The organism is Alcaligenes sp. CHO6, assembly GCF_037120595.1.
Taxonomy (GTDB): Bacteria; Pseudomonadota; Gammaproteobacteria; order Burkholderiales; family Burkholderiaceae_B; genus Alcaligenes; species Alcaligenes ammonioxydans.
Map to the genome: position 1 here is coordinate 70,141 of NZ_JBANCI010000006.1, position 22,670 is coordinate 92,810.

A 22,670-nucleotide genomic window follows, 5' to 3' on the forward strand; every position below is an offset into this window, starting at 1 on the left:
GATTAATCGAACATGCGGTATTCGCCATCAATATACGATGGATACTGCCCGCTAGGCGGTTTGGGGAAAGGGCTGCAACGGGCAAGACCCTTGGATACGGCATCATCGAACTGCGCGATGCCGGACGATCGTTTGATTTGAACGCGATTGGGCGTGCCATCGGCGTTCAGGTCCACGCGATACAGCAGTGCGGGGTTGCCGCGTACTTCAGAGCGGGGCGGGGTGCTGTAGACCACGCCGGGCTGCACGCAGGCGCGCACCTTGGCAGCGTAGCCACCATCACCACCGCCGCCACCGGCCTGATTGCGGTCTGCGGTACCACCGGGGCGGCCAGGAGCGCCTTCGCGCATGGCGCGACGGAAGGCTTCTTCCTTGGCCTTGCGTTCAGCATCTGCCTTGGCTTTGGCAGCAGCCTGCGCACGGGCCTTGCGTTCAGCCTCGGCTTTGGCTTTGGCTTCAGCGTCTGCCTTGGCCTTGGCCTCGGCTTCTGCTTTGGCTTTACGCTCGGCTTCGGCCTTGGCTTTAGTCTCGGCTTCTGCTTTGGCCTTGCGCTCGGCCTCAGCCTTGGCTTTGGCCTCAGCTTCCGCTTTTTCCTTGCGTTCCTGCTCCTGCTTTTCCTTCTGCTCGCGCTCACGACGTTCCGCTGCCAGCTTTTCCTGGCGTTGCTTTTCCTGTCGCTCCTGCTCCAGTTTTTCCTCACGCTCTTTTTTCTCGCGCTCCTTGCGAGCCTGTTCCAAAGCGATCTCAGGATCTACTTCGGGTTCGGCTGGAGGAGTGACCTTGGCAGGCTCGGGAGGTAGTTTGGGCGCCGGAGGCGGCTCGGGTATTGGCTCGGGCTTGGGTTCAGGCGCTGGCTCAGGCTCGGGTTCGGGCTGCGGCTCGGCTTCGGCCTCAGGAGCTTGCGGGTCGGCATTGACGGCTGCATCAGGCGCAACACCGTCCATCCACAATTCGACCTGGACCGCATTGGGTGTTTTGGGCGCAGAAAAAAAGGCGCCGGCAAAAATGGCGAGCAGCAACAGCCCGTGCAGACCCAGGGCGATGAGCAGGCCGCGCCGATCTTCCTTTTGCTCAGGCGAGCGCAGCGCCTGATTGCGGGTATTGCGTGTTCTGTGCTTCATTCAGTTCAGGTTTTTCGCGCCGGATGGCGAACACGCTATCCGGCCAGAGATTATTTGCGAGCGTCAGGATCGCTGTTGCGATCGACGATCAGACCCAGGCGGTTGATGCCATTGGAGCGCAGTTCATCCATCAAGCCCATGACGGTCTCGTAGGGAACCTTGCCGTCGGCGGCAATGACAACCGGGCTGTCGGCTTGCATGCGCGAGCGCACTTCACTGAGCAATGTGGACTTTTCGATGTTCATGAACTCGGAGCCCGCATCGCGCAAGCGTATGGCCAGCTTGCCGTCCTTATCAACCTGAATCTCCACGGGTTTGGCAGGCACTTCGGAGGCTTGGCCAACCGAGGGTAGCTCTACCAGGCCGGGGGTAATCATGGGAGCGGTAACCATGAAGATCACCAGCAGCACCAGCATCACGTCGATATAAGGGACGACGTTGATTTCGTTTTTCATGCGCCGGCCATGACGGCCGGTGCTTCCACGCATCGATGGCATCAGTTCACCTGCCGCTGCAAGATGTTCAGGAATTCGTCGATAAAGCTGTCAAAGCGGATCGAGATACGATCGAGCTCATTGGTAAAGCGGTTGTAGGCCACCACGGCAGGGATGGCAGCAAACAGGCCAATCGCTGTGGCGATCAGCGCTTCGGCAATACCGGGTGCCACCGAGGCCAGCGTGGCCTGCTGCATGCCCGACAGGCCGATAAAAGCGTGCATGATCCCCCAGACGGTGCCCAGCAAGCCAATGTAGGGGCTGACCGAGCCGGCAGAGGCCAGAAAGTTAAGGTGTGTCTCCAGCGTATCCATTTCGCGCTGGTAGCTGGCGCGCATGGCACGACGTGGTCCGTCCAGCAGCGCCGGGCCTGAGCTGTGGCTGCGACGCGCCTTGATGAATTCGGTCATGCCGGCTTCAAAAATACGAGCCAGGGCGCCATGTTCGGCACGTCGCGAGGAAATGGATTGCTGAAGCACGGCCAGATCGCCACCGGCCCAGAAGTCGTCCTCGAAACGGCGGGTCTGTTCCAGCGTGCGTTTAAGTGCAGCCCTTTTGCTGAAAATATAGGCCCACGAGAGAATCGAAATTCCCAGCAGGATCAGCATGACAAGCTGAACGGGAATACTGGCATCGAGAAGTAGCGAAATCAGCGACAGGTCGCTAGTAGCTTGCATGGTCAGTCCTGAACCTTTTCCAAGAGGGTACGTAAATCAGAGTCCAGCTTGCTTGGACGAAGCGTGTTGGCGTCAACGCAAACAATTTGGATGGTGCTTTGGCATAACAGTTCCCCACCTCGCAGGGCACCTTGTTCGAAATGGATGGTAGCCGAACCCAGCTGGGTAATGCGGCTGCGCACCGAGATCAAATCATCGAGCCGGGCAGGTTTGAGATATTGTATTTCAACCTTCTTGACTACGAACAGGCGTTGATTCTGCTCGGCCACATCCGATTGGTTTACTCCCAGGTTTCTGAGCCACTCCGTGCGCGCACGCTCGAAGAACTTCAGGTAATTGGCGTAATACACAATCCCGCCGGCATCGGTGTCCTCGTAATATACGCGAATATCAAGCCGAGCCTGGGTGTCCCACTTGTCATTAAGCATGTCGTTCGTAAAAGAATTTATGTTGACGGGCAGGGCAGGCTGCGTGCCTGCCCTGCTGGAAGTCCTTACAGTGTTGCCAGACGCTCCACGCTGACCTGAGCAATCTGCTCGACCGGGACGTGGGTGCTGCTGGCGTCACGGCGTGCCTGCATTTCAACCACGCCTTCTTTCAGGCCCCGCTCGCCGATGGTAATGCGCAAGGGCACGCCAATCAGCTCCCAGTCGGCAAACATGATGCCGGGGCGGGCATCGCGGTCGTCCAGAATGACATCCACGCCCTGTTCCCTGAGCTGCTTGTACAGGTCGGTAGCGGTCTGGCGCACGGCATCGCTCTTGGTAAAGCCAATCGGGCAGATCACCACTTCAAAGGGGGCCAGGGCGCGAGGCCAGATCATGCCGCGTTCATCATGGTTTTGCTCGATGGCAGCGGCGGCAATGCGGCTGACGCCAATGCCATAACAGCCCATTTGCATGACAGCCGGTTTACCATCCGTTTCCAAAAAGGTGGCGTTCAGCTTCTTGGAGTACACATCACCCAGGAAGAAAACGTGGCCCACTTCAATACCGCGCTGGATGGCCAGCTTGCCGCCTTCGGGGGCAGGGTCGCCATGCACCACGTTGCGCAGGTCCGCCGTGATGGGTTCGGGCAGATCGCGTCCCCAGTTCACACCCGTGTAGTGAAAGCCTTCTTCGTTAGCGCCACACACAAAGTCGCTCATGTTGGCGACGGTCAGGTCGGCGATCACTTGCACAGGCTGGCGCGTGCCGATGGGGCCCAGATAGCCAGGCTTGCAGCCAAAAGTGGACACAATTTCCTCTTCCGTTGCCAGACGGTGGCCTTTTTCAAAGCCAGCCAGCTTGGAGACCTTGATATCGTTGACTTCATGGTCGCCGCGAACCAGCAGCAGGTGGACTGTTGTTTTGGTCTGTCCGTCTTCTTCGACCTCTGTGGCCAGCACCACGGACTTGACGGTGGCGGTCAGATCCAGCCCCAGTTGCTGGGCAACCAGCTCGCATTTGGGTGCGTCGGGGGTGGCTGTCTTGACCAGCGCCTGTCCAGGTGCGGCGCGTTCGGCCAGCAGGCAAGGAGCAGGGGCCAGTTCGATATTGGCAGCGTAGTCCGTGTCGGGGTTGTAGACCAGCAAGTCCTCGCCCGTGTCAGCAATAACCTGGAATTCATGGCTGCGCGAGCCGCCAATGGAGCCCGTGTCAGCGGCCACAGCACGGAAATTCAGGCCCAGACGACCGAAAATGCGCATGTAGGTTGCGTACATATTGTCGTAGCTGGCCTGCGCGTCCTCGGCGTTACGGTCAAAGGAGTAGGCGTCCTTCATGGTGAATTCGCGGCCGCGCATCAAGCCAAAGCGGGGACGACGCTCGTCACGGAACTTGGTTTGAATGTGGTAGAAATTGACGGGCAACTGGCGCCAGCTGTGAATCTCGTTGCGCGCAATGTCGGTGATGACTTCTTCGGAGGTGGGCTGCAGCACGAAATCGCGCTGATGACGATCCTTGATGCGCAGCAGTTCGTCACCATATTTCTCCCATCGGCCCGACTCTACCCAGAGCTCGGCAGGCTGGACCACAGGCATCAGCAGCTCAATGGCGCCGGAGCGGTCCATTTCCTGACGGATGATGTTTTCAATCTTGCGCAAGACGCGCAGGCCCATGGGCATATAGGTGTAGATGCCGCCGGCCGCTTTGCGGATCATGCCGGCGCGCGTCATGAGCTGGTGGCTGGCAACTTCGGCCTCGGTAGGCGCTTCTTTCAGGGTATTAATGTGATACTGGCTAGCATGCATGGTAGGGAACTCGTCAGGTACGTATAATCAGATCTAATTGTATTGAATTCGTTAGAGGTGGCCTATGTTAGATCGTGAAGGCTACCGTCCTAATGTCGGAATTATCCTCGTTAATCGCAAGAACGAGGTTTTTTGGGGCAAGCGTATTCGGGAACATGCCTGGCAGTTCCCGCAAGGCGGTATCAAATACGGTGAAACACCCGTACAGGCGATGTACCGCGAACTGCACGAAGAAGTGGGCTTGCTGCCTGAGCATATCCGTATATTAGGCCGGACGCGAGATTGGCTTCGCTACAACGTGCCCAATCATTTTGTACGTCGGGAGGCGCGTGGCCACTACAAGGGCCAGAAACAAATCTGGTTCTTGTTGCGGCTGGTCGGGCGAGACAGTGATGTCTGCCTGCGTTCCTCCTCGACGCCGGAGTTTGATGCATGGCGTTGGAGTCAGTATTGGGTGCCACTTGATTCAGTCATTGAGTTCAAGCGGGAAGTCTATCAGCAAGCGCTGAACGAGCTGTCGGATATTTTGTTCCGTCGGCGTCAGGAGAATCGTTATTTACGTCAGCGCCCACAAAGCGCAGTGGATGCCGATACCGTAGATAGCAGGGATCATGCGCATATTATTGGTTGAAGATGAGCGGGAAATGGCCGCATGGCTGGAGCGGGCCTTGGCGCAAAGTGGTTTTTTGCCCGATCCCGCTCACGATGCCCGCTCGGCAGAAGTACTGTTGGCCGCCCATGACTACGATGCCGTGGTCATGGACTTGCGCCTGCCTGATAAACATGGCTTGGTGCTATTGCGCGAGATGCGCGAGCGCGGCGATCACACGCCTGTGTTGATCCTGACCGCTCAGGGCGCCTTGCAGGACCGTGTCCGCGGCCTGAATCTGGGCGCAGACGATTTTCTTACCAAGCCCTTTGCCCTGGAAGAGCTTGAAGCCCGGCTGGCCGCTTTGGTGCGACGCAGCCGGGGGCGCGTGGCTCCGGTGCTCAGTTGCGGTTCGCTGGAATACAACCCGGAAAGTCGGGCCTTCCTGCTGGACAACGCCATTGTGCATTTGACGCCGCGTGAACACGCGGCCTTGCTGGTGCTGATCAGCCGCTCGGGCATGCCGGTTGAGAAATCTCAGCTGTTCGCCCGGGTGTTCGAGCATGACAGCGACGCCAGTCCGGACGCCATCGAAGTTGTGCTGCACCGCTTGCGCAAGAAGCTGGCCAATAGCGATGTGCATATTGTCACCGTGCGCGGCCTGGGCTATATGCTGGAAGTACTCGAGGCGGAATCCGGCGTTTCATGACGGCCCCTTCCTCGCCCCCCGCCACTGTCTGGCAAGGCAGTTTGCGCTTTTGGCTGCTGGTATTGCTGATACCAGGGGTGGTGGCCCTGTTGTTGTACGACAGCTGGGAAGATTATCGGGCCATGAACGCCGTCACGGAAAATGTCTACGACAGCGCCTTGCTGGAGCCGGCCAAGGTCCTTGAGACCAGCGTGGAATTTAATGCAGATGGCAGTTTGCGCATTGACCCGCCTTTTTATGCCCAGGTCATGCTGGAGTCCCGGCCGGGCAATCGCAAATACTTTCGGGTAGAGGAAGTGATTCCCCTGGTGCGTAATCTGGGTGGCGCGGATGCCACGCAGTTAAAAGGGCGTACCTTGCTGGGGATGGAGGGCTTGCCCCGGCCATCGTATCTGGCCGATCACGAAGGTGTGCCTGTTTTCTACGATTCCTACTTTCGTAATGACACCGTGCGTATGGTGGCCTTGTGGCGCGACTTGCACTATAAGGGCCAACACAGGCAAGTGCTGGTGATGGTGGGCGAGAGCATGGATTTGCGTTTGCGTACCCAGCAGGAGGCCTGGCGAGAGGGCATTTTCCGCAATCTGCGCATGTTGCTGTTTGCCGTGTTGCTGGTGTGGTTCGCGGTAGCCTGGGCCCTGCGCCCCTTACAGGCTCTGCGTCAGGAGGTGCGCAATCGCAGTGTGGACGATTTGCAGCCTTTGGATGAGCGAGACGTGCCGCGAGAGGTTGTTCCTTTGGTCCGCTCGGTCAATCACCATATCGAGTTGTACCGTTCCGTGTTGGATAGGCAGGCCCAGTTTCTGGCGGACGCCTCACACCAGTTACGCACTCCCCTGGCGATTATTCATACCCAGGCGCAGTATGCCCGCCGTGAACCGGACATCGAACGAGTGCGTGAGTCCTTGGGGGCGATTATCAAACAGCTGGGGCAGGCCACTCGTCTTACCGAGCAATTATTGGCTCTGGCTCATGCCAGCCACACGACCAGCATGAGCCAGGGGCCGGTTGATCTGGCCAGCCTGGGGCGTGAAGTGGTGCTGCAATATCTGCCTCTGGCGCGCGAGCACCGTCAGGATCTGGGGTGGATCGGGCCGGGTGAGGAAGGCGAACAGGCGCCGTTGTGGGTCTATGCCAGCGATGCTGAGATTCATGAATCCGTCTCCAATCTGATTCATAACGCCATCAATCATGCCGGCAGTGGCAGCGCCATTACCGTATCAGCCGGACATGACGACAAACTGGCGTGGATCAGTGTGACTGACAATGGCATGGGCTTGGCCGCCAGCCTGCGTGAAAGCGTGTTTGTTCGCTTTGATCGGGGCGGCCCGGCACGCAAGGGTGGGCGCGGCTCAGGTTCCGGCCTGGGGCTGGCCATTGCGCTTGCCTATGCCGAGCGCAATGGCGGTACGATCGTGCTGACCGATGGCGAGCCCAACGATATGGGCGGCTATGGGTTGAAGGCAACACTTCGTCTGCCTTTGCTGCCACCGAACTCCCCTGCGTCAGGATCAAGCACCTGATTTCCCTAAAGCGCAGGATTACCCCGCATCACGAGAGTGGGCCAGCAAAGTGAACAGGGCCGAAATGTCCAGATTCTGATGGCCTTGTGCTGCAATCTTGGCAAACTGCTCCTGAATCAATCGGGTAGCAGGCAACTGGGCCCCATTGCGCAGCGCCTCCTGCGCAACCAGGTCCAGGTCCTTCAACATCCAGTTCACGGTAAAGCCGGGTTGAAAGTCTCGGGCCAGCATGGTTGGTCCCTTGGTGTCCATTTGCCAGCTCCGGGCGGCGCCCTTGCTCAGGACGGACAGCGCCCGTTCCATATCCAGCCCGGCCTGTTCACCAAACGCCATGGCTTCGGCCAGTCCTTGCAGCAGGCCGACCACCGCAATCTGGTTCACCATCTTGCACAACTGTCCCGAACCTGTAGGCCCCATCAGGGTGCAGGCCTGGGCGTAGCTCATCATCAAGGGGCGGGCTCGCTCCATATCCTTTTCCTGCCCACCACACATGATACTGAGCATGCCTTTTTGAGCGCCCGCCTGCCCGCCCGAAATAGGGGCATCGATAAACGAGACATGCTGGTCGGCGGCTATCGCGCTGAGTTCCCGGGCCACCTGGGCGGAGGCCGTCGTGTGGTCTATGAACAGACTGCCTGCTTTCATGCCGGCCAGCGCACCATCGGGGCCCAGAAAGACAGCGCGCAAGTCATCGTCGTTGCCCACGCAGGCCATCACCACCTGCGCTTGAGCTGCTGCCTGTGCAGGGGTGCAGGCCCATTCTTGCTGGAACTGCGTGCTCCACTGTTGCGCCCTGGCCTGATTGCGGTTGTACACCGTCACCTGATGTCCCGCTTGGGCCAGATGTCCCGCCATCGGGTAACCCATGACACCCAGACCGATGAAAGCCACTTTTTGCGGGGTGACGCTGTCATAGTGTTTAGCTTCAATGGCGTAACTCACCGTGTCGATCTCCTTAAGAATCATTCTGTCAGACGGAGAGCTTAACGCAGCTTTTCGGACCAGATCGTTGTACCGGCAAATACCCGGCAACGCGTTTGGCGCTTGACGCCGTCAGCCCCCTCATGTTCTAAACCAGTCATAGATCTGTAATAAATGGGATTAGCCTTTCTGAATTATGATGGGCCCACATTATTTCCTAGCTAATTAACCGGAATGTGAACCTTATGACCACTTTCGATCGTCGTCGTTTCTTGAAGCTGGCTGGTGCTACTGGACTGGCGTCTATGGGTACCTCTTTGCCATGGGCGGCGTGGGCGGCAGACGCCGCCGTCCTGGAAAAAGCGAAGGCCCAGGGCGAAGCTGTTTTTTACGCTAATATCACGGCGGTAGAGCCCATCATGAAGGCGCTGCAGCAGTCGCAGGGCATTGAAGGCAAGTACACCCGTATTGCCAGTTCCAAATTCATTCCCACGATTCTGACCGAGTTCAACGCTGGCAAGCTGATGGCCGACGTGGTCCAGGCTCCCCTGCCCATGCTGCAACTGCTCAAAGAGCAGGGCGTGCTGATCCCGCATCAGTCCGAAGCCGTACAAGGCTATCCCGAATGGGCAATCCAAGACGATTCGATTATCCAGTTTGGCATCGAATATGTGTCTTATATCTATAATACGGACCACCTCAAAGCCGAGGACGCTCCGCAGCGCTACGAAGATCTGGCCGATCCCAAATGGAAAGACAAGATTGTGATGGCTAACCCCTCCAATCACCCCTCCACGATTGGCTGGCTGATTGGCTTGAAAGAAAAGGTGTTTAGCAGCGAAGAGCAATGGCTGGACTTTCTCAAAGGCCTGGCGGCCAACAAGCCCATGTTCGTGGCCTCATTTGGGCCTACGCCTGCGCCGATTGAAAGTGGTGAGAAGTTGGTCGCCATTTCCATGCCCAAGTACATCGTGACCAAATCACCAGCGCCCTTGGCCTGGGGCCCCATGTCGGGTCAACCTCTGTTGGGTTCGCCCCGTGCTATCGCCTTGACCAAGAACGCACCGCATCCTGATGCCGCCCGCGTTTTCCTGGATTTCTGGCTGGGCAATGAAGCCATGGGTATTTTGGCCAACAAGGTCGGTGAGTACGTGCTGGCTCCTGGGGTGCATCCGCCGGTAGCTGGTATTGATAAAGCCAAGGTCGAGCCGATTCGCGATCTGAGTGACGAAGAACTGGTCCGTTGGGGCCGCGAATTCAGCCGCATCTTTGCCGTTCGCTAATCGACAGCACGAGAACGACTGATTCATCAGAAAAAACGGGGCGCCTCGGCGCCTCGCCTCATTTTTATAGAAAACATTGACTCATTATGCAAATTGAAATTACCGGCCTGAGCAAGACCTATGTCTCAGAGGGCAAAACCTTCAAAGCTTTGGACAATATCAACCTGACGATTCCCGCTAATGAGTTTTTCACACTGTTAGGACCGAGCGGCTGCGGTAAAACCACGCTGCTACGGTGCATTGTCGGCCTGGAAACACCCGACGAGGGTGAAATCCGCATTGGCGACGAGATCGTCTGGTCCAGCGCCAAAAATATTGCTGTACCGGTGGAAAAGCGCGGTCTGGGCATGGTGTTCCAGACTTATGCCATCTGGCCCCACATGACGGTGTTCGACAATATTGCTTATCCGCTGCAAGTGCGTGGCGAACGCAAAGAGGTGATTCGGGAAAAAGTGGCGAATATCCTGAAGTTTGTGCAGCTGGAAGGGGTGGACCAGCGTTCCGCCACGCGGCTGTCGGGCGGGCAGCAACAGCGCGTGGCCCTGGCGCGAGCCCTGGTGGCCGAGCCTAAAGTCATTCTATTTGACGAGCCGCTCAGTAACCTGGATGCCAAGCTGCGCGAAGAAACGCGCAAGGAACTGCGCGAGTTCCTGAGCCGTCTGGACATTACGGCTGTGTATGTGACGCACGACCGTGTAGAGGCCCTGGCCTTGTCCAACTCCATTGCGGTGATGCGTGGCGGCAAGATTCTGGAAATCGGTACGCCAGAAAAAATCTACTTCGATGCCGACCACCGGTTTGTGGCGGACTTTATTGGTCGAGCCAATCAGATCAGTGCCAAGGTGCTGGAGCAGCGCGTTGATGCCACTATCGTGGGATGCGAGCTGGGGCAACTGCATTGCAAGAAACGTGATTTGCCAGTGGGCACTGACGTCACCCTGTGTATTCGTCCTGAATTCATTCGTGTCAGCAGCCAGTCCAGCGAGATGGGACAAAACTTGTTCCATGGCCAGGTTCAGGCGCTGGAGTTTGTAGGCGAGTCCTACGAGGCCGAGGTTCGGGTGGGCAAGGAACAGTTGCTGGTATGCATCGACCCGGATGTCAAGGTGAAGGAGGGCGACACCGTGCGCTTTAACCTGCGCCCTGAACACTGCATGCTGTTGTCGGCATAAGGGCGGGTCATCATGAATAACACGCGCAGACCATTGAGTTGGTCGCTTATTCTCATTGTCGGCTTTTTGACGCTGTGCCCGGTTCTGATGTTGCTGCTGGGCAGTTTCTCTCAGGGGCTGACCGCCTTTGGTTCTTTCACCACGGCCAAGTATGTGGCCGCTTATACCGATCCCTTCTTGCTGGAAGTCACCTTCAATACGGTGGTCTTTGTCCTGGGGTCCTCGCTGTTTTCTACCGCGTTGGCGGTTTTTCTGGCTTATCTGAACACCCGTACCAACATGCCCATGAAAGGGGTGTTCACCGTGCTGTCCATCGTGCCCATGATGATTCCGCACCTCTTGTTCTCGGTAAGCTGGGCACTGTTGCTCAATCCGTCCAACGGTTTGATCAATATGTTCCTGCAAGACACACTGGGCTTGCAGGAGGCGCCACTGAACATCTATTCGTTGTGGGGAATGATTCTGGTCGAAGGCCTGTTGAACATGCCGGTGGCCTATCTGATTATTGCCCCTGCCATGGCCTCTTTTGACGTGTCCATGGAGGAATCCTCACGCGTCTTCGGGGGCGGTCTGTGGCGTACTCTGGTGCGCATTACCTTGCCGATTCTGCGTCCAGCCATCATGGCTGCCTTCATTTTGGCGATTGTGCGCGCTCTGGCTTCTTATGCGGTGCCCCGAGTGCTGGGTACGCCAGGTCGGGTAGATGTGCTGGCGACCTATCTGTTCGAGATGATCTCGACGGGCTTCGCGCCGGATTACGGCAAGGCGGCCGCCTTGGGCATGAGCGTGCTGTCGGCCTCGATTGCCCTGATTGCGCTGTACCGCTACATGACGGCAGAAAGCAGCAAGTATGTGACCATTTCCAGTCGCGGTTTCAAGCCGACTCAGCTGGAGCTGCGTCGCGCCAAAATCCCCCTGTTCATCATTGTGGGCATTATCAGCCTGCTGATGGTGGTTTTGCCAGTGACGGTTCTGCTCTATACCTCCATGATTCCTTACTCCATGGTGCCTAGTGCGCGAGCCTTCTCCCTGATGAGCTGGGCGAACTGGATTGATGTCATTCAGGACCCGATCTCCAAGGTGGCGATGAAAAACAGTCTGTTCCTGGCGGTGGTCGGCGCCAGTCTGGGTGTGCTGCTGTCGCTTTTTGTGGCCTACGTGGTGGTCAAGTTGCGAACCCGAGCCGCAGCACTGCTGGATACCCTGAGCTTCCTGTCGTTTTCTTTTCCGGGAATTGTGATCGGTATTGGCTTTATGTGGTTCTTTGTGCAGACGCCCTTGTATGCCACGCTGACCGCCTTGTTGCTGGCATATATCGCCGCTTATCTGCCTTACGGTATCCGGCCTTTATCAGCCGCCTTTGTACAGGTGCATGCGCACCTGGAAGAGTCTTCAGCCGTGGCCGGAGCCAGCTCCTGGACCACCATGCGTCGAATCATCATTCCTTTGCTGATTCCCGGTGTGGTCTCTGCCTGGATCTTGATGGCAACCATGTTTATCCGTGAGTTGACGGTATCGGTGGTGCTGTCCCGCCCGGGCACGGAAGTACTGGCTGTGCAAGTGCTGAGCTATGCCGAGGACGGTTTGTGGGGCAAGCTCTCGGCGTTGGGGATCATCATGATTTTGATCTCCACCGTGCTGGTGCTGTTGGCCATGTACATCGGTAATTTCTACAAGCGCCGTCAAGGCACCATGTAAGCCTTACGCGGGTGGTTTATCTAATGGCCTGGGTTTCGAGAGGGACTCAGGCCATCGTTGTTTGGAGCCAGGCAGTCTTTTTTTGTCTTTCTGTGGCGCTATGCTTGTTGTGAGAGGGGTGTTGTCTGGCGTCTCTGGATGATTCCGGTCTGCCCTCGGTATGTTGTTGCGCGGTGCGCGTAGGGGGGGCGCTTAGGCGGTGCACGCGTGCAGGCGGTGTTGCTCGTCTGGCAGCGAATTGAAGGGGGCTGGATTGTTCAAGTGCCGGGCAGAGCGCTCGGCGCGAGCCTTGCTGCTTCTCCGGCCCCAGGCACGGATGACAAGCTGCGGCAAGACAGACGGCGGCATGACAGCTCCCCTGCCTTGCTCCTTGGCGAGAGGGCGGGCTCACTCTGGTCCAGATATTTTTCCCTCTTGTTGGGCGCCTTGGAGAAAAGCTGACGGGCAAGAAAAAAGGCCTGATTCCGTGGAGAGAGGGAATCGGGCCTTGGTTTTTTTCTTGCCCTGTGTGAGCACGGAAACGTGTTCACACAGAGCGGGTATTGCCTGTTGTTTAGTCTTCTTCCACGAAGGTTTCTTCGCGTTTTTTCTTCACGGATGGCAGGGCAACCACAATAACCAGGAAGATCGCCAGAACCAGCAGGGACAGGGACAGGGGACGCGTCACGAAGGTGGTGTAATCACCGCGCGACAGCAGCAGGGCGCGACGGAAATTCTCCTCCATCATCGGTCCCAGCACCAGACCCAGCAGCAACGGGGCTCCCTCGCAGCGCAGCTTGGACCAGACATAGCCCACAAAGCCGAAGGCGGCGGTGACCAGGATATCGAACACGTTGTAGTTCAGCGAATACACCCCCACCGTACAAAATACCAGGATGGCAGGGAACAACAGACGGTAGGGCACTTTGAGCAGTTTCACCCACAGACCAACCAGAGGCAGGTTCAGAATGACCAGCATCAGGTTGCCAATCCACATGGAAGCGATCAGGCCCCAGAACAGCTCAGGGTGGCTGGTCATCACTTGTGGACCAGGCTGAATGTTGTGAATGGTCATTGCGCCAATCATCAGAGCCGTCACGGCGTTACCGGGAATACCCAGTGTGAGCAGTGGGATGAAGGAGGTTTGAGCAGCGGCGTTGTTGGCCGACTCGGGACCGGCCAGACCGGCAGGGTGACCCTTGCCAAAGCGCTCCGGATTTTTGGAGATTTTCTTCTCCAGCGTGTAGGACGCAAAGGAGGACAGAACCGCACCGCCACCGGGCAAGATGCCCAGACACGAGCCCATCGCAGTCCCGCGAATCACGGCAGGCCAGCACTCTTTGAACTCTTGTTTATTGGGGTACAGGCTGCCTACCTTGCCCGTGATTTCGACACGTTGGTCGCCCAGCTCCAGGTTGTTCATGATTTCTGAGAAACCAAACACACCCATGGCCACCACGGCAAAGTCGATACCGTCTTGCAACTCAGGAATACCAAAGTCGTAACGAGCTACACCGGAGTTCACATCGGTACCAACCATGCCCAGCAGCAGGCCCAGCAGGATCATGCAGATGGCTTTGGGCAGGGAGCCGGAGGCCAGTACGACCGCTCCTACCAGGCCGAGGACCATTAATGAGAAATACTCTGCCGGTCCGAACTTGAAAGCCACTTCGGCCAGGGGAGGAGCAAAAGCGGCCAGCAGCACCGTCGCCACGCAACCGGCAAAGAACGAGCCCAGGGCCGCAATCGCCAAGGCCGCGCCGGCCCGGCCATTACGTGCCATCTGGTGGCCATCCAGTACGGTGACCACGGCGGATGTCTCTCCTGGCAGCGCAACCAGAATGGCCGTGGTGGACCCGCCATATTGTGCCCCGTAATAAATACCGGCCAACATGATCAGGCCAGCCACGGGCGGCAGGACATAGGTGATGGGTAGCAGCATGGCAATCGTTGGCACAGGGCCGATGCCAGGCAAGACACCAATCAGAGTGCCCAGCACGCAGCCGAGCAAGGCGTAGGCCAGGTTTTCGGGCGTCACCGCGACCGAAAAACCGAGCATCAGGTTGTCAAATAATTCCATTTCCGTTCACCCCCAATCAGGCCAGAAAACTCGGCCACAAGGGAAATACCAATCCCAGGCCCTTGATGAATGCCAGCCAGACAAATAGCACCAGAAACACGGCTGCGCCCAGCGCCACAGGCCAGCTGAACTCATGGCTGGCAAAGCTGCTGATCAGAACAAGCAGGAAAATCGAGGCGTAGACCCCCAAGGTGTTCAGAGTCAGTCCGCACAGGACAACGGCGCCGATGATAACGACGACCACTTTCCAGTTAAACTTCTCTACCTCCGTGTTTTCCGCTTTGGGAGACATGGAGTTCAAGGTGACAACCGCCCCTAACAAACTCAGGCACACACCAAGCCAGAAGGGGAAGTAGCCGGGTCCCATACGGGCGGCTGTTCCCATCGAGTAGCTGGTGGCCCCCAGCGCGAAAGCGGCGCCCACGACCACGAACATGACCCCGGACCAGAAGTCCTGTTTATTTTTGATTTGCATAAGGTGGATTCTCCTTGTCTGCCTTGCGCATAAGTTTTCCTTTTTCCTGTGTCAGCTTCTTTATGATGGAGTTCTGCTCCACAACCCTGCCGGTGCCGACTGCATTGAACAGGGGTGACGCATGGTAATGGAGCACTTGCAGACTGAAAACCCTGACTTGACCCTAGTTTTTAAGGGTTTTCCCGGTAATTCCGGAAAATTAGGGTTTTTTGGGACCGTGTTGGGAGAGGGTTGGCATGCTTTGAAAGAAATTTGAAAGGTAATGGAAAGATGGGTGAAAGGTTATCATTAGTATGAAATTCCTCTACCCAGTAACGCTAGCAATGGTTTACGATAAGGCCCATGTTGCAAGATCTCGACTTTCTCGCTGACCGTATTGGTCAACTGGTAGAGCAATCTCGTCAGCTACACGCTGAACGCGCTCAATTATTGGCTCGTCTGAAAACTCAGGATGCCGAGCTGGACGCCCTGCGCCAGCAAAATCGGCGTCAGCAAGACGAGTTTGAGTCCCTGTCCACCGGTGTTGCCTCGCATCAACGTCAATTGGATGTGGTGCAGCAACAGGCGCAAGCCGAACAGGCAGAATTGAAAAGATTGCTGGAGCAGGAACAGGCTCAGGTGCTCGCCCTGCGTCGCGAGCTGGACAGTGCTCGGGCGGGAATGGGAGTGCTGCGTGATGTGGCAGGACAGGCCCGTGACCAGATTGGTTCGATCCTGATGCGTTTACCCGGGGCCGTACAGGAGTAAGTCATGGAACGAGTCGATATTTCCCTGTTGGGCCGCGATTACTCTTTGGCCTGCCCACCCTCTGAAAAAGCCCGTTTGCTCGATGCGGTTAAACTGGTAGATCAGCGCATGCAGGCCATCAAGGCATCGGGGCGTGTTTCAGGTAGCGAGCGTATTGCTGTTATGGCCGCTATTCAGATCGCCAGCGAATTTTTATCGGCTAAAGCACCTGATGGTCCGCTGGCTAATGTTGCTTTTGGCGATTTCAAGCGTAAAATTGAAGATATGCACGCGATGATTGATGATGTTATCGAGCCTTCGGGCACATCGCGTTGAACCAGATTTGAATACGGTCCCTTGTTGTCCCTTGCGGGCCGTTTCATCCCAGTAAGTCCCTGCCGTGTTCGTGACACGACCATACATTCCTTGAACCAATGCTTTTGGCATACAGGTTGTTGGATTAGCCAGTAGGAGCGATCGTCCTCGTCGACGAACCCGAAGCTGGCTTGATGACAGCCGATCTTGGACCCTCGGTTCCAGGATGCCGGTCTTGACGGCAATGGTGGGGCACCTACAAAAAAGCCCGTCCAGATTCTGGACGGGCTTTTTCTTGTCTCGGATCAGCCTGGCTAGTTACGGTTTACCCCTGTTGGGCGCCCCGTTTGCTGGCGTAGGCGTACAAGGCTAGTCCGGCCACAATCATCGGCAGGGATAACCATTGCCCCATCGACAGACCCGCACTGAGCAGACCCAGATAGCCATCAGGCTCGCGGGTGTATTCCACCATGAAGCGAAAGAAACCGTAGCCGATCAGAAATAGAGCGCTGGTCTGGCCTACCGCACGTGGGCGGCGTGTGAACCACCACAGCAGGATAAATAGGGCGATGCCTTCCAGGGCCATTTCATAGAGCTGTGAAGGATGGCGCGGGATGGTGTCCACTTGGGGAAAGATCATGGCCCAGGGCGCGTCGCTGGGGCGACCCCACAACTCCCCGTTGATAAAGTTGCCCAAACGTCCAACCGCCAGTCCCAGCGGAATCAAAGGGGCCAGAAAGTCGCTGACTTCCAGAAAACGTCGGTGACGATTGCGGGCAAATAGCGCGATCGTGACCAGCACCCCGATCAGACCGCCATGAAAGGACATGCCGCCTTGCCAGACATACAAAATTTCAAGAGGGTGTGACAGGTAATAGGCTGGTTGATAAAACAGCGTATAGCCCAGCCGACCGCCCAGCACCACCCCTAGAACGCAGTAAAAAATCAGGTCTTCCAGATCTTTTCGGGTGAGCAAAGCGTAGCCCGCACGAATGCGCGCCGTACCGGCCAGCCACACCAGGCCAAAGCCGACTAGATACATCAAGCCATACCAATGAATGGCAAGGGGGCCAAGTTGTATGGCGACGGGATCGAACTGCGGGTGAATTAACATGCGTGCCCATTACAGAGATGAATATCAGATAATAGCGTGACTGCGAGCTCAGGCATGAGCTGGGTAAATTGTAAGGGAAGGATCATGCTGCATTCAGCCTCTTGGACCAGCCGTTTACCATTAGTAGTTTTTTGTGGATTGCTGATCTTTAATCCGCCCGCAAAGGCTGATACGGTAGCGCTGATGGATCTCGTGCAGGCGCAGTGCTTGTCCTGTCATCAGATGGATCGTAAACGGATTGGCCCTCCTTTTCGGGAGATTGCCCAACGTTATGCGCCAGGGCCAGGGCAAGAAACCCTGGCTTATTTGCAGCGACAGATTCAACAGGGCAGCCGGGGTAACTGGGGAGCGATTCCCATGCCTGCTCAAAATCGCATCAGCGCCGACCAAGCGCAAGCTATTGCAGTCTGGCTGCTGAGTCTAGCCAATACGACGTCAAAGGAGAGTTCATGAAGGAAACAGCCATATTGGGCGGTGGATGTTTTTGGTGCACGGAAGGAGTCTTTAAAGCCTTGCAGGGTGTGCATTCTGTGGTGCCGGGGTACTGTGGCGGCCACGTAGAGCATCCCACCTATGAACAGGTGTGTGGCAAACAAACCGGCCATATTGAAGTGGTTAAAGTTGAGTTCGACCCTTCTGTCATTTCCTACCGGGACTTGCTGGAAGTGTTTTTCCTGACTCACGACCCAACCACTCCTGATCGTCAGGGAGCAGACCAAGGGCCGCAGTATGCCTCTGCCATTTTTTGCCAGAACGACGAGCAGCGTCGCCAGGCCTTTGAGGTCATTGAGGAAATCAAGTCCCAGTTTGATGCACCCATCGTGACGCATGTTCTGGACAGCTCCACGTTCTGGGAAGCCGAGGCCTATCATCACGACTATTTTGCGCGCAACCCCGAGCAGGCTTATTGCCAGATGGTGATTGCGCCCAAGCTCAAAAAGTTTTATCAGCGCTTTCAAGACCTGCTGGTCAAAAGTTAAGCATCCGGGCAAGAACTGGTCGGAGCCAGGTAGCGCCTGTACAGGGCGCTGCCTGGCAAGGTCAGGCGTGCCATCAGGCCGATAATCAACAAAGTCAGGACAAGCCGGCCGACCAGAGCAATCCAGATATTGGCACCCAAAGCTAGAATGAGAATGGTGTCTTCAATCAGGGAGTGGCTAAGTGATAGCCACGAGAGCGCGAGCAAACGGGTGCGCGGGCTATAGTTCTGTTGGCGGGACTCGTCGATAATCAAGGCGCCGCCATAACTCAGGCCCAGCAAGACCCCGATCGTTGTCGTGGGAGCGACGCGTTCCTCCAGTCCCGAAAAGCGTAATAAGGGAAGCAGGAGCCGGGTCAGCAAGCGGGTAAAGCCGATTTTTTCCAGAACCGACAGTACCAAAAGCAAGCCGAGAATAATCAGCCAAGTCATGAATAGAGAGCTGGCCGTTCCTTGCAGCCAGTCCATCCAGCCTTGCCAGCCACCCTGTGTGGCATTGGATTGGCCATAAAGCCAGGCCAGGGAAACAGGCTCCTGCAAGAGTCCGGCGTTGCTCAGGCCCCAGGACAGGACACAGCCATAGAGCAAGGCGCAGGCAATGCGCAGCCCGGCGGTGAACCAGAAGCTGGCCCCGGCGCGGCGCACAATGGCCTGTTCCATGGGCATATTGTGCGCAAACAGCATCATGGTGCCCAGGACGCTGATCTGGGCGGCGTTCAGACTCAAGCTGTCGCCCAAGGCGGCCATGGAGCCTATTCCTGCGTAAATGCCGGCCAATGCCGTCGTGGCCCACACAATACCGGCCTCGGCAGGCAGTCCAGCCAGCCCCATGATCGGGCCGATCAGCTTTCCGGCTTGCTCAATCAAGCCCCATTGCGCCGCGACGCGCACGACAATCATGATGGGCAGCATGATTCGGGCGACGGTATAGAACATGCGCAAGCTGCGGCTAAGGGTAGTGCTAAGGAAGTTCAGCATGAGTAGATACATCGTCAGGGCGGGAACGAGCCTGATGCTAGCACGTCAACGGGGTGGCCCTGTCGCGCTGTGTCGCCTGCTTAACTATGGCACCCGGCAGCAGATCTGTTTATTTACATGCCGTCATGGGGAAAGCGCAACGTCATGTGGACAATAAAAAGCCCCCAAGGGTGAAAGCTGTGGCAGCCTGCATTACGGCTGTCTGCTTTTCATCCCATCAGGGGGCGTGTCAAGCCAGTGGACTGGATTGTTTAACGGCCCGAGCAGTGGCCACCGCTGGCGGCTTGACCGCTACCCCAGGCAATGGGGGCGGGTTCGGGACGGTAGGGGTAGTCTTGCAGGCTGTCCATTACAACTAAAACGACGACGAGCAGCCAGAAGCTAGTGGTAATAAGGCGGAAAGTAGTTTTGCTCATGCTTGCGCGACTCAAGGATTAACGCGGCGACGAATGCGCACGCCTAAGATAGACCCGGCAAAGGCCAAGGCAAACCAGACCCAGCCATGGATGCTGGCCGAGGCAATGCCTCCCAGAAAGGCGCCCACATTGCAGCCAAAAGCCATGCGCGCGCTGTAGCCCATGACCAGACCTGCAATTGCCCCGACCCACAGGGTGCGGGAATTGGGTGATTTGAAGTTGGCAGGGTGGTTCCAGCGAGAGGCAGCCATGGCGCCCAGGATCAAGCCAAAGTTGGTGACCGAAGTAACGTCAGCCAAGACGGGTTCAGCCAGGCGTTGTGCATGAGGAGCTACGCCCCAGAATGCATCGCCGACAGGGGACCAGCCCAATGCCGAAAACACTTTGGCGCCCCATAGCCCGATACCGTAGACGATACCCCAGGGCTGGCCGGCCACGATCATGTGGATGGCGTACAAGACGGCCAGCAGCAAGGCCCCCATCCACCAGCGCATTTCCCATTTTGCCGGTGGGCTCTTGTGCTCGTTCTGATGGCGGCGTGCGCCTCGAGCGACCAGCCAGGATACGGCGGCGCAGCCCAGCACGGTGATGAGCAAGGCCGTGGGCCACCCCAAGGAAGTGTTCAGGTCAATGGCGGGCAAGCCACCCAAGGCGATCCAGCCCGGCTGGTGTGAGGCACCCAGAAAGCTGCCTATGGCAAAGGTGGGCAGGACGGCGAAAGAAATGGGTGCGCCAGCACCTGCTTTATACAGGGTGCCCGAACCGCAGCCATCAGCCAGTTGCATGGCTGCGCCGAATAGAAAAGCGCCCAGCACCAGGCTAATGGTCAAGGGAGCAATCGCGCCGACCAGTTCGCCACCACTATCGGCGATCAAGGGCAGGGTGAAGGCGGCAGCCAAGACCAGCAGGAGCATTTGTGCCCAGATGCCTTGAGGATCTCGACGCTCGATATAGTTGCGCCAGCCGGTCGTGAAACCGAAACGGGCTCCTTGCAGCACGGCTCCAAAGCCGATGCCCAACAAGGCAAGCAGCCCTTGGCGCAGGCCCCCTACCAGTGCGACCCCCACAACCAGGGCCAGGCTGGCCAGGATAAAGCCCAGTCTAGTCAGATAAAGCATGATCGAATACCAACTCGTTAATTAAGGGCGCGCTTGGCATCGAGTTTCAGGACCTCAAAGCGTGAGGGCTGGTTATCCATGGGCAGGTTGCTGCGGCTCCATTCCACAACCGATTCAGGATAGAGCTTCACATTCGGGTTGCCAGCCAGCTCGGACAGGACAAACCAGTTAGTGGCCGCCCAGTGCCCGGTGTTGCAGAACGAGATAGTGGGTTTGTCATTCAGCCCTTGCTCTTTGACGATTGCCACGATTTCGCTGGTGTCTTTCAGGATAGGTTTGTCGCTTCGAAAGAAGCTGTTGAAATCCAGTTCCCGTGCGCCCGGCAAAGTGCCGTAACGAGCGGCGGCGTCAACACGCTTCTCACCGTTGAAAAATTCGCTCGGGCGAGCATCCAGCAACACTGGGGCTTGGCCGTTCTTGATGTAGTCGGCAACTTCCTGTGTGCTGACAACCATGTCCTTGTTGTAGTGGTATCTGAAGTCGGTAGGGGTGATGGTGGGCGTGTCTTTGCTGAGTGGTTTACCTTCGGCTTCCCAGGCTTGCAGGCCGCCGTCCAGAATGGACAACTGTGTCAGGCCTCCAGCTTTCAAGGTCCAGTACACACGCGCCGCTGCGCCAAAGTCTGTGGGGTTGGCCCCTGCGTACGCGACGACCACATAGCTGTCTGGGGAGATTCCTGCTTTGCTGAAAAGAGCCGACAGGTCAGCCTCGGGGCGCAGCGCGCCTGCGTTTTCGGCTGGGCCGCGATAGGCGCCGTAAGGGGTGTGAACAGCGCCGGGTACATGGCCCGCTTCGTATTCCTTATCTGTACGGATATCTAGAATACGCAGGTTTTTCTGGTCCAGCTGGTTTGCCAGGTCGGTAGCTGAAATCAGCGGGGCTGGTTTGGAAGCCCCTTCGGCTGCGCTTGGTTCTGCGGACACAGACGGTGTCAGAACCGTGCTGAAGGCAAATGCCAGGGAGATGAGGAGAGGTCTGATCATTATTACTCACTTGAGTAAGCAGGGTGCTGCTTAGAGGATTAAAGGCATAAGGAATGGTAATGAACGCAGCGACAGAAAATAACAATGAATTGGGGATTAGCTTATTGCTTGGAGGTGTAAGGGGGGCGGTCTATCTATATAGAGTAGAGAGGAAGGGGGGCTTCGCTTGGAGTTCGCCTTGGGGGCGATTGTGTTTATGTGATTGGGTCTATCTATCAGGTCAGTGTGCCTTTGTTTTCTTTCCTTATAGAGCGTGTCTACAGAGAGGCAGCTTTATAGATGAGAGAAGGCAGAGCGGTTTTTATAAGAGAGGGGGTATGTGTTTGGTGTTCTCATGGATGGAGACTTAGAGACTTAGAGACTTAGAGACTTAGAGACTTAGAGGCAAAGAGGTTGAGACTCAGAGGGACTTTGAAGGGCATTGAGGGATAGAGGGGGCAAGGACTGGATTACCGCTTGGGGAGGCCCGTCTCCTATATGCATATAGGAAGTAGAGTCGCAGTGATGAACGATTTATCTATATAGAGGGTGGCTTTCATCGTTCCAGCCGTTCCGCATAGGTCGCCACTCGGAGCCCTGGGGCAGGGTGTTGAGGCGGACTACTTGCCGGCGCAACACGCCGGTCCCCTTGTCCGAGTCACCATCGGGGCGCAGTCTGAACTCGCACAGCGATTGGTCCCCCGGACCAATCACAAACCTTGGGCTCAAACAGCAGACTGCTTGTAACCCCGATCGCAACTCCGACTGCGGCAAGTCGTCTGACTCGACCCAACACCTTTTTCCGGGGCTCCGAGCGGCTAACAGTCCTAAATAGTGCTCGGTCTTGGAGGTCACTCAAGTTTCTATTTATATACAGACACTACTAATTGGAGTGGAGGGGCTGCTGCCGTGCTCTTGCAGCCGTTCCTTTGCTGGGCCGCCATCTATATATTTCTCCTTCTCAGTATTTCCTCCAGCCAGCAAGCAAGCAAGCAAGCAAGCAAGCAAGCAAGCAAGCAAGCAAGCAAGCAAGCAAGCAAGCAAGCAAGCAAGCAAGCAAGCAAGCAAGCAAGCAAGCAAGCAAGCAAGCAAGCAAGCAAGCAAGCAAGCA

24 protein-coding genes and 1 other RNA gene are annotated in these 22,670 nt (G+C 56.9%); 12 read left to right on the forward strand and 13 right to left on the reverse strand.

The genetic code is table 11. The annotated features are described in order from the left end of the window. Positions 1-2 precede the first annotated feature (2 nt). From tolA to V6936_RS16870, 5 genes are all read right to left on the reverse strand, one after another. A complete protein-coding gene (gene tolA, locus V6936_RS16850; RefSeq protein ID WP_336580149.1) occupies positions 3-1,121 on the reverse strand; it encodes a cell envelope integrity protein TolA in 1,119 nt (372 codons plus the stop codon). 50 nt (positions 1,122-1,171) lie between these two features. Next, a complete protein-coding gene (gene tolR, locus V6936_RS16855; protein WP_003805597.1) occupies positions 1,172-1,618 on the reverse strand; it encodes a protein TolR in 447 nt (148 codons plus the stop codon). Further along, complete coding sequence (gene tolQ / locus V6936_RS16860; protein ID WP_003805594.1) at positions 1,618-2,292, reverse strand: protein TolQ; 675 nt, start codon at positions 2,290-2,292, stop codon at positions 1,618-1,620. Before tolQ ends, tolR begins: the two co-directional genes overlap by 1 nt. A gap of 2 nt (positions 2,293-2,294) precedes the next feature. After that, positions 2,295-2,720, reverse strand: coding sequence for a tol-pal system-associated acyl-CoA thioesterase (gene ybgC, locus V6936_RS16865; protein ID WP_003805592.1), 426 nt, complete (start codon positions 2,718-2,720; stop codon positions 2,295-2,297). 65 nt (positions 2,721-2,785) lie between these two features. Further along, positions 2,786-4,522 carry a proline--tRNA ligase gene (locus tag V6936_RS16870; RefSeq protein ID WP_059318317.1) on the reverse strand — a complete coding sequence of 579 codons (1,737 nt, stop codon included), beginning with the start codon at positions 4,520-4,522 and terminating at the stop codon, positions 2,786-2,788. A 64-nt stretch (positions 4,523-4,586) separates the two neighbouring features. On the opposite strand from V6936_RS16870, the gene V6936_RS16875 reads away from it, so the two are divergent. From V6936_RS16875 to V6936_RS16885, 3 genes are read left to right on the forward strand one after another with little or no spacing between them, the layout of a single operon-like run. Continuing rightward, the gene (locus tag V6936_RS16875; RefSeq protein ID WP_003805590.1) at positions 4,587-5,153 is read left to right on the forward strand and encodes an RNA pyrophosphohydrolase; all 567 of its coding nucleotides are present in this window, start codon (positions 4,587-4,589) and stop codon (positions 5,151-5,153) included. Beyond that, complete coding sequence (locus V6936_RS16880; protein ID WP_003805589.1) at positions 5,134-5,820, forward strand: response regulator; 687 nt, start codon at positions 5,134-5,136, stop codon at positions 5,818-5,820. Before V6936_RS16875 ends, V6936_RS16880 begins: the two co-directional genes overlap by 20 nt. Beyond that, positions 5,817-7,343, forward strand: a complete 1,527-nt coding sequence (locus V6936_RS16885) for a sensor histidine kinase (RefSeq protein ID WP_003805588.1) — start codon at positions 5,817-5,819, stop codon at positions 7,341-7,343. The genes V6936_RS16880 and V6936_RS16885 overlap by 4 nt, the downstream gene beginning before the upstream one ends. A gap of 18 nt (positions 7,344-7,361) precedes the next feature. Here the strand turns inward: V6936_RS16885 and V6936_RS16890 are convergent, their stop codons facing one another. Further along, positions 7,362-8,285 carry an NAD(P)-dependent oxidoreductase gene (locus V6936_RS16890; RefSeq protein ID WP_003805587.1) on the reverse strand — a complete coding sequence of 308 codons (924 nt, stop codon included), beginning with the start codon at positions 8,283-8,285 and terminating at the stop codon, positions 7,362-7,364. A 224-nt stretch (positions 8,286-8,509) separates the two neighbouring features. Between V6936_RS16890 and V6936_RS16895 the strand changes: the two genes are divergently transcribed. From V6936_RS16895 to V6936_RS16905, 3 genes are all read left to right on the forward strand, one after another. After that, positions 8,510-9,547: an ABC transporter substrate-binding protein gene (locus V6936_RS16895; protein ID WP_003805586.1), complete on the forward strand. Its 1,038-nt coding sequence runs from the start codon at positions 8,510-8,512 to the stop codon at positions 9,545-9,547. An 86-nt stretch (positions 9,548-9,633) separates the two neighbouring features. Next, positions 9,634-10,719 carry an ABC transporter ATP-binding protein gene (locus V6936_RS16900; RefSeq protein WP_003805585.1) on the forward strand — a complete coding sequence of 362 codons (1,086 nt, stop codon included), beginning with the start codon at positions 9,634-9,636 and terminating at the stop codon, positions 10,717-10,719. Between the two features lie 12 nt (positions 10,720-10,731). Beyond that, a complete protein-coding gene (locus tag V6936_RS16905; RefSeq protein WP_039944120.1) occupies positions 10,732-12,417 on the forward strand; it encodes an ABC transporter permease in 1,686 nt (561 codons plus the stop codon). Positions 12,418-12,970: 553 nt separating this feature from the next. On the opposite strand, the gene V6936_RS16910 is transcribed toward V6936_RS16905, so the two are convergent. After that, complete coding sequence (locus tag V6936_RS16910; protein WP_336580150.1) at positions 12,971-14,476, reverse strand: tripartite tricarboxylate transporter permease; 1,506 nt, start codon at positions 14,474-14,476, stop codon at positions 12,971-12,973. Between the two features lie 16 nt (positions 14,477-14,492). Next, positions 14,493-14,951: a tripartite tricarboxylate transporter TctB family protein gene (locus V6936_RS16915; protein WP_003805581.1), complete on the reverse strand. Its 459-nt coding sequence runs from the start codon at positions 14,949-14,951 to the stop codon at positions 14,493-14,495. 342 nt (positions 14,952-15,293) lie between these two features. Here V6936_RS16915 and V6936_RS16920 point away from each other — a divergent pair, with 342 nt between their 5' ends. From V6936_RS16920 to ssrS, 3 genes are all read left to right on the forward strand, one after another. Continuing rightward, entirely contained in the window at positions 15,294-15,698 is a 405-nt protein-coding gene (locus V6936_RS16920) for a hypothetical protein (RefSeq protein ID WP_003805579.1), read from the forward strand. Positions 15,699-15,701: 3 nt separating this feature from the next. After that, positions 15,702-16,013 (forward strand): cell division protein ZapA, encoded by a 312-nt coding sequence (locus V6936_RS16925; protein ID WP_059318320.1) that lies wholly within the window; start codon positions 15,702-15,704, stop codon positions 16,011-16,013. A gap of 53 nt (positions 16,014-16,066) precedes the next feature. Then, positions 16,067-16,250: non-coding RNA, 6S RNA (ssrS, locus tag V6936_RS16930), on the forward strand. A 67-nt stretch (positions 16,251-16,317) separates the two neighbouring features. Here the strand turns inward: ssrS and lgt are convergent. Further along, the gene (lgt, locus tag V6936_RS16935) at positions 16,318-17,106 is read right to left on the reverse strand and encodes a prolipoprotein diacylglyceryl transferase (RefSeq protein ID WP_039944118.1); all 789 of its coding nucleotides are present in this window, start codon (positions 17,104-17,106) and stop codon (positions 16,318-16,320) included. Between the two features lie 84 nt (positions 17,107-17,190). Between lgt and V6936_RS16940 the strand changes: the two genes are divergently transcribed. Continuing rightward, positions 17,191-17,559 carry a c-type cytochrome gene (locus V6936_RS16940; RefSeq protein ID WP_336580151.1) on the forward strand — a complete coding sequence of 123 codons (369 nt, stop codon included), beginning with the start codon at positions 17,191-17,193 and terminating at the stop codon, positions 17,557-17,559. Beyond that, on the forward strand, positions 17,556-18,086 hold the full coding sequence (msrA, locus tag V6936_RS16945; protein ID WP_059318322.1) for a peptide-methionine (S)-S-oxide reductase MsrA: 531 nt from the start codon (positions 17,556-17,558) through the stop codon (positions 18,084-18,086). The genes V6936_RS16940 and msrA overlap by 4 nt, the downstream gene beginning before the upstream one ends. On the opposite strand, the gene V6936_RS16950 is transcribed toward msrA, so the two are convergent. The 4 genes from V6936_RS16950 to V6936_RS16965 all read right to left on the reverse strand — a co-directional run bounded on the left by V6936_RS16950 (position 18,083) and on the right by V6936_RS16965 (position 21,580). Continuing rightward, a complete protein-coding gene (locus tag V6936_RS16950; RefSeq protein ID WP_240209493.1) occupies positions 18,083-19,063 on the reverse strand; it encodes a hypothetical protein in 981 nt (326 codons plus the stop codon). The genes msrA and V6936_RS16950 overlap by 4 nt on opposite strands. A 251-nt stretch (positions 19,064-19,314) precedes the next feature. After that, positions 19,315-19,479, reverse strand: a complete 165-nt coding sequence (locus tag V6936_RS16955) for a hypothetical protein (RefSeq protein ID WP_336580152.1) — start codon at positions 19,477-19,479, stop codon at positions 19,315-19,317. Between the two features lie 11 nt (positions 19,480-19,490). Further along, a complete protein-coding gene (locus tag V6936_RS16960; protein WP_003805567.1) occupies positions 19,491-20,597 on the reverse strand; it encodes a YeeE/YedE family protein in 1,107 nt (368 codons plus the stop codon). Between the two features lie 17 nt (positions 20,598-20,614). After that, positions 20,615-21,580 carry a sulfurtransferase gene (locus V6936_RS16965; RefSeq protein ID WP_336580153.1) on the reverse strand — a complete coding sequence of 322 codons (966 nt, stop codon included), beginning with the start codon at positions 21,578-21,580 and terminating at the stop codon, positions 20,615-20,617. Positions 21,581-22,468: 888 nt separating this feature from the next. Between V6936_RS16965 and V6936_RS16970 the strand changes: the two genes are divergently transcribed. Beyond that, positions 22,469-22,670, forward strand: a 202-nt coding sequence (locus tag V6936_RS16970) for a hypothetical protein (protein WP_336580154.1), incomplete at its 3' end; no start/stop codon positions are given.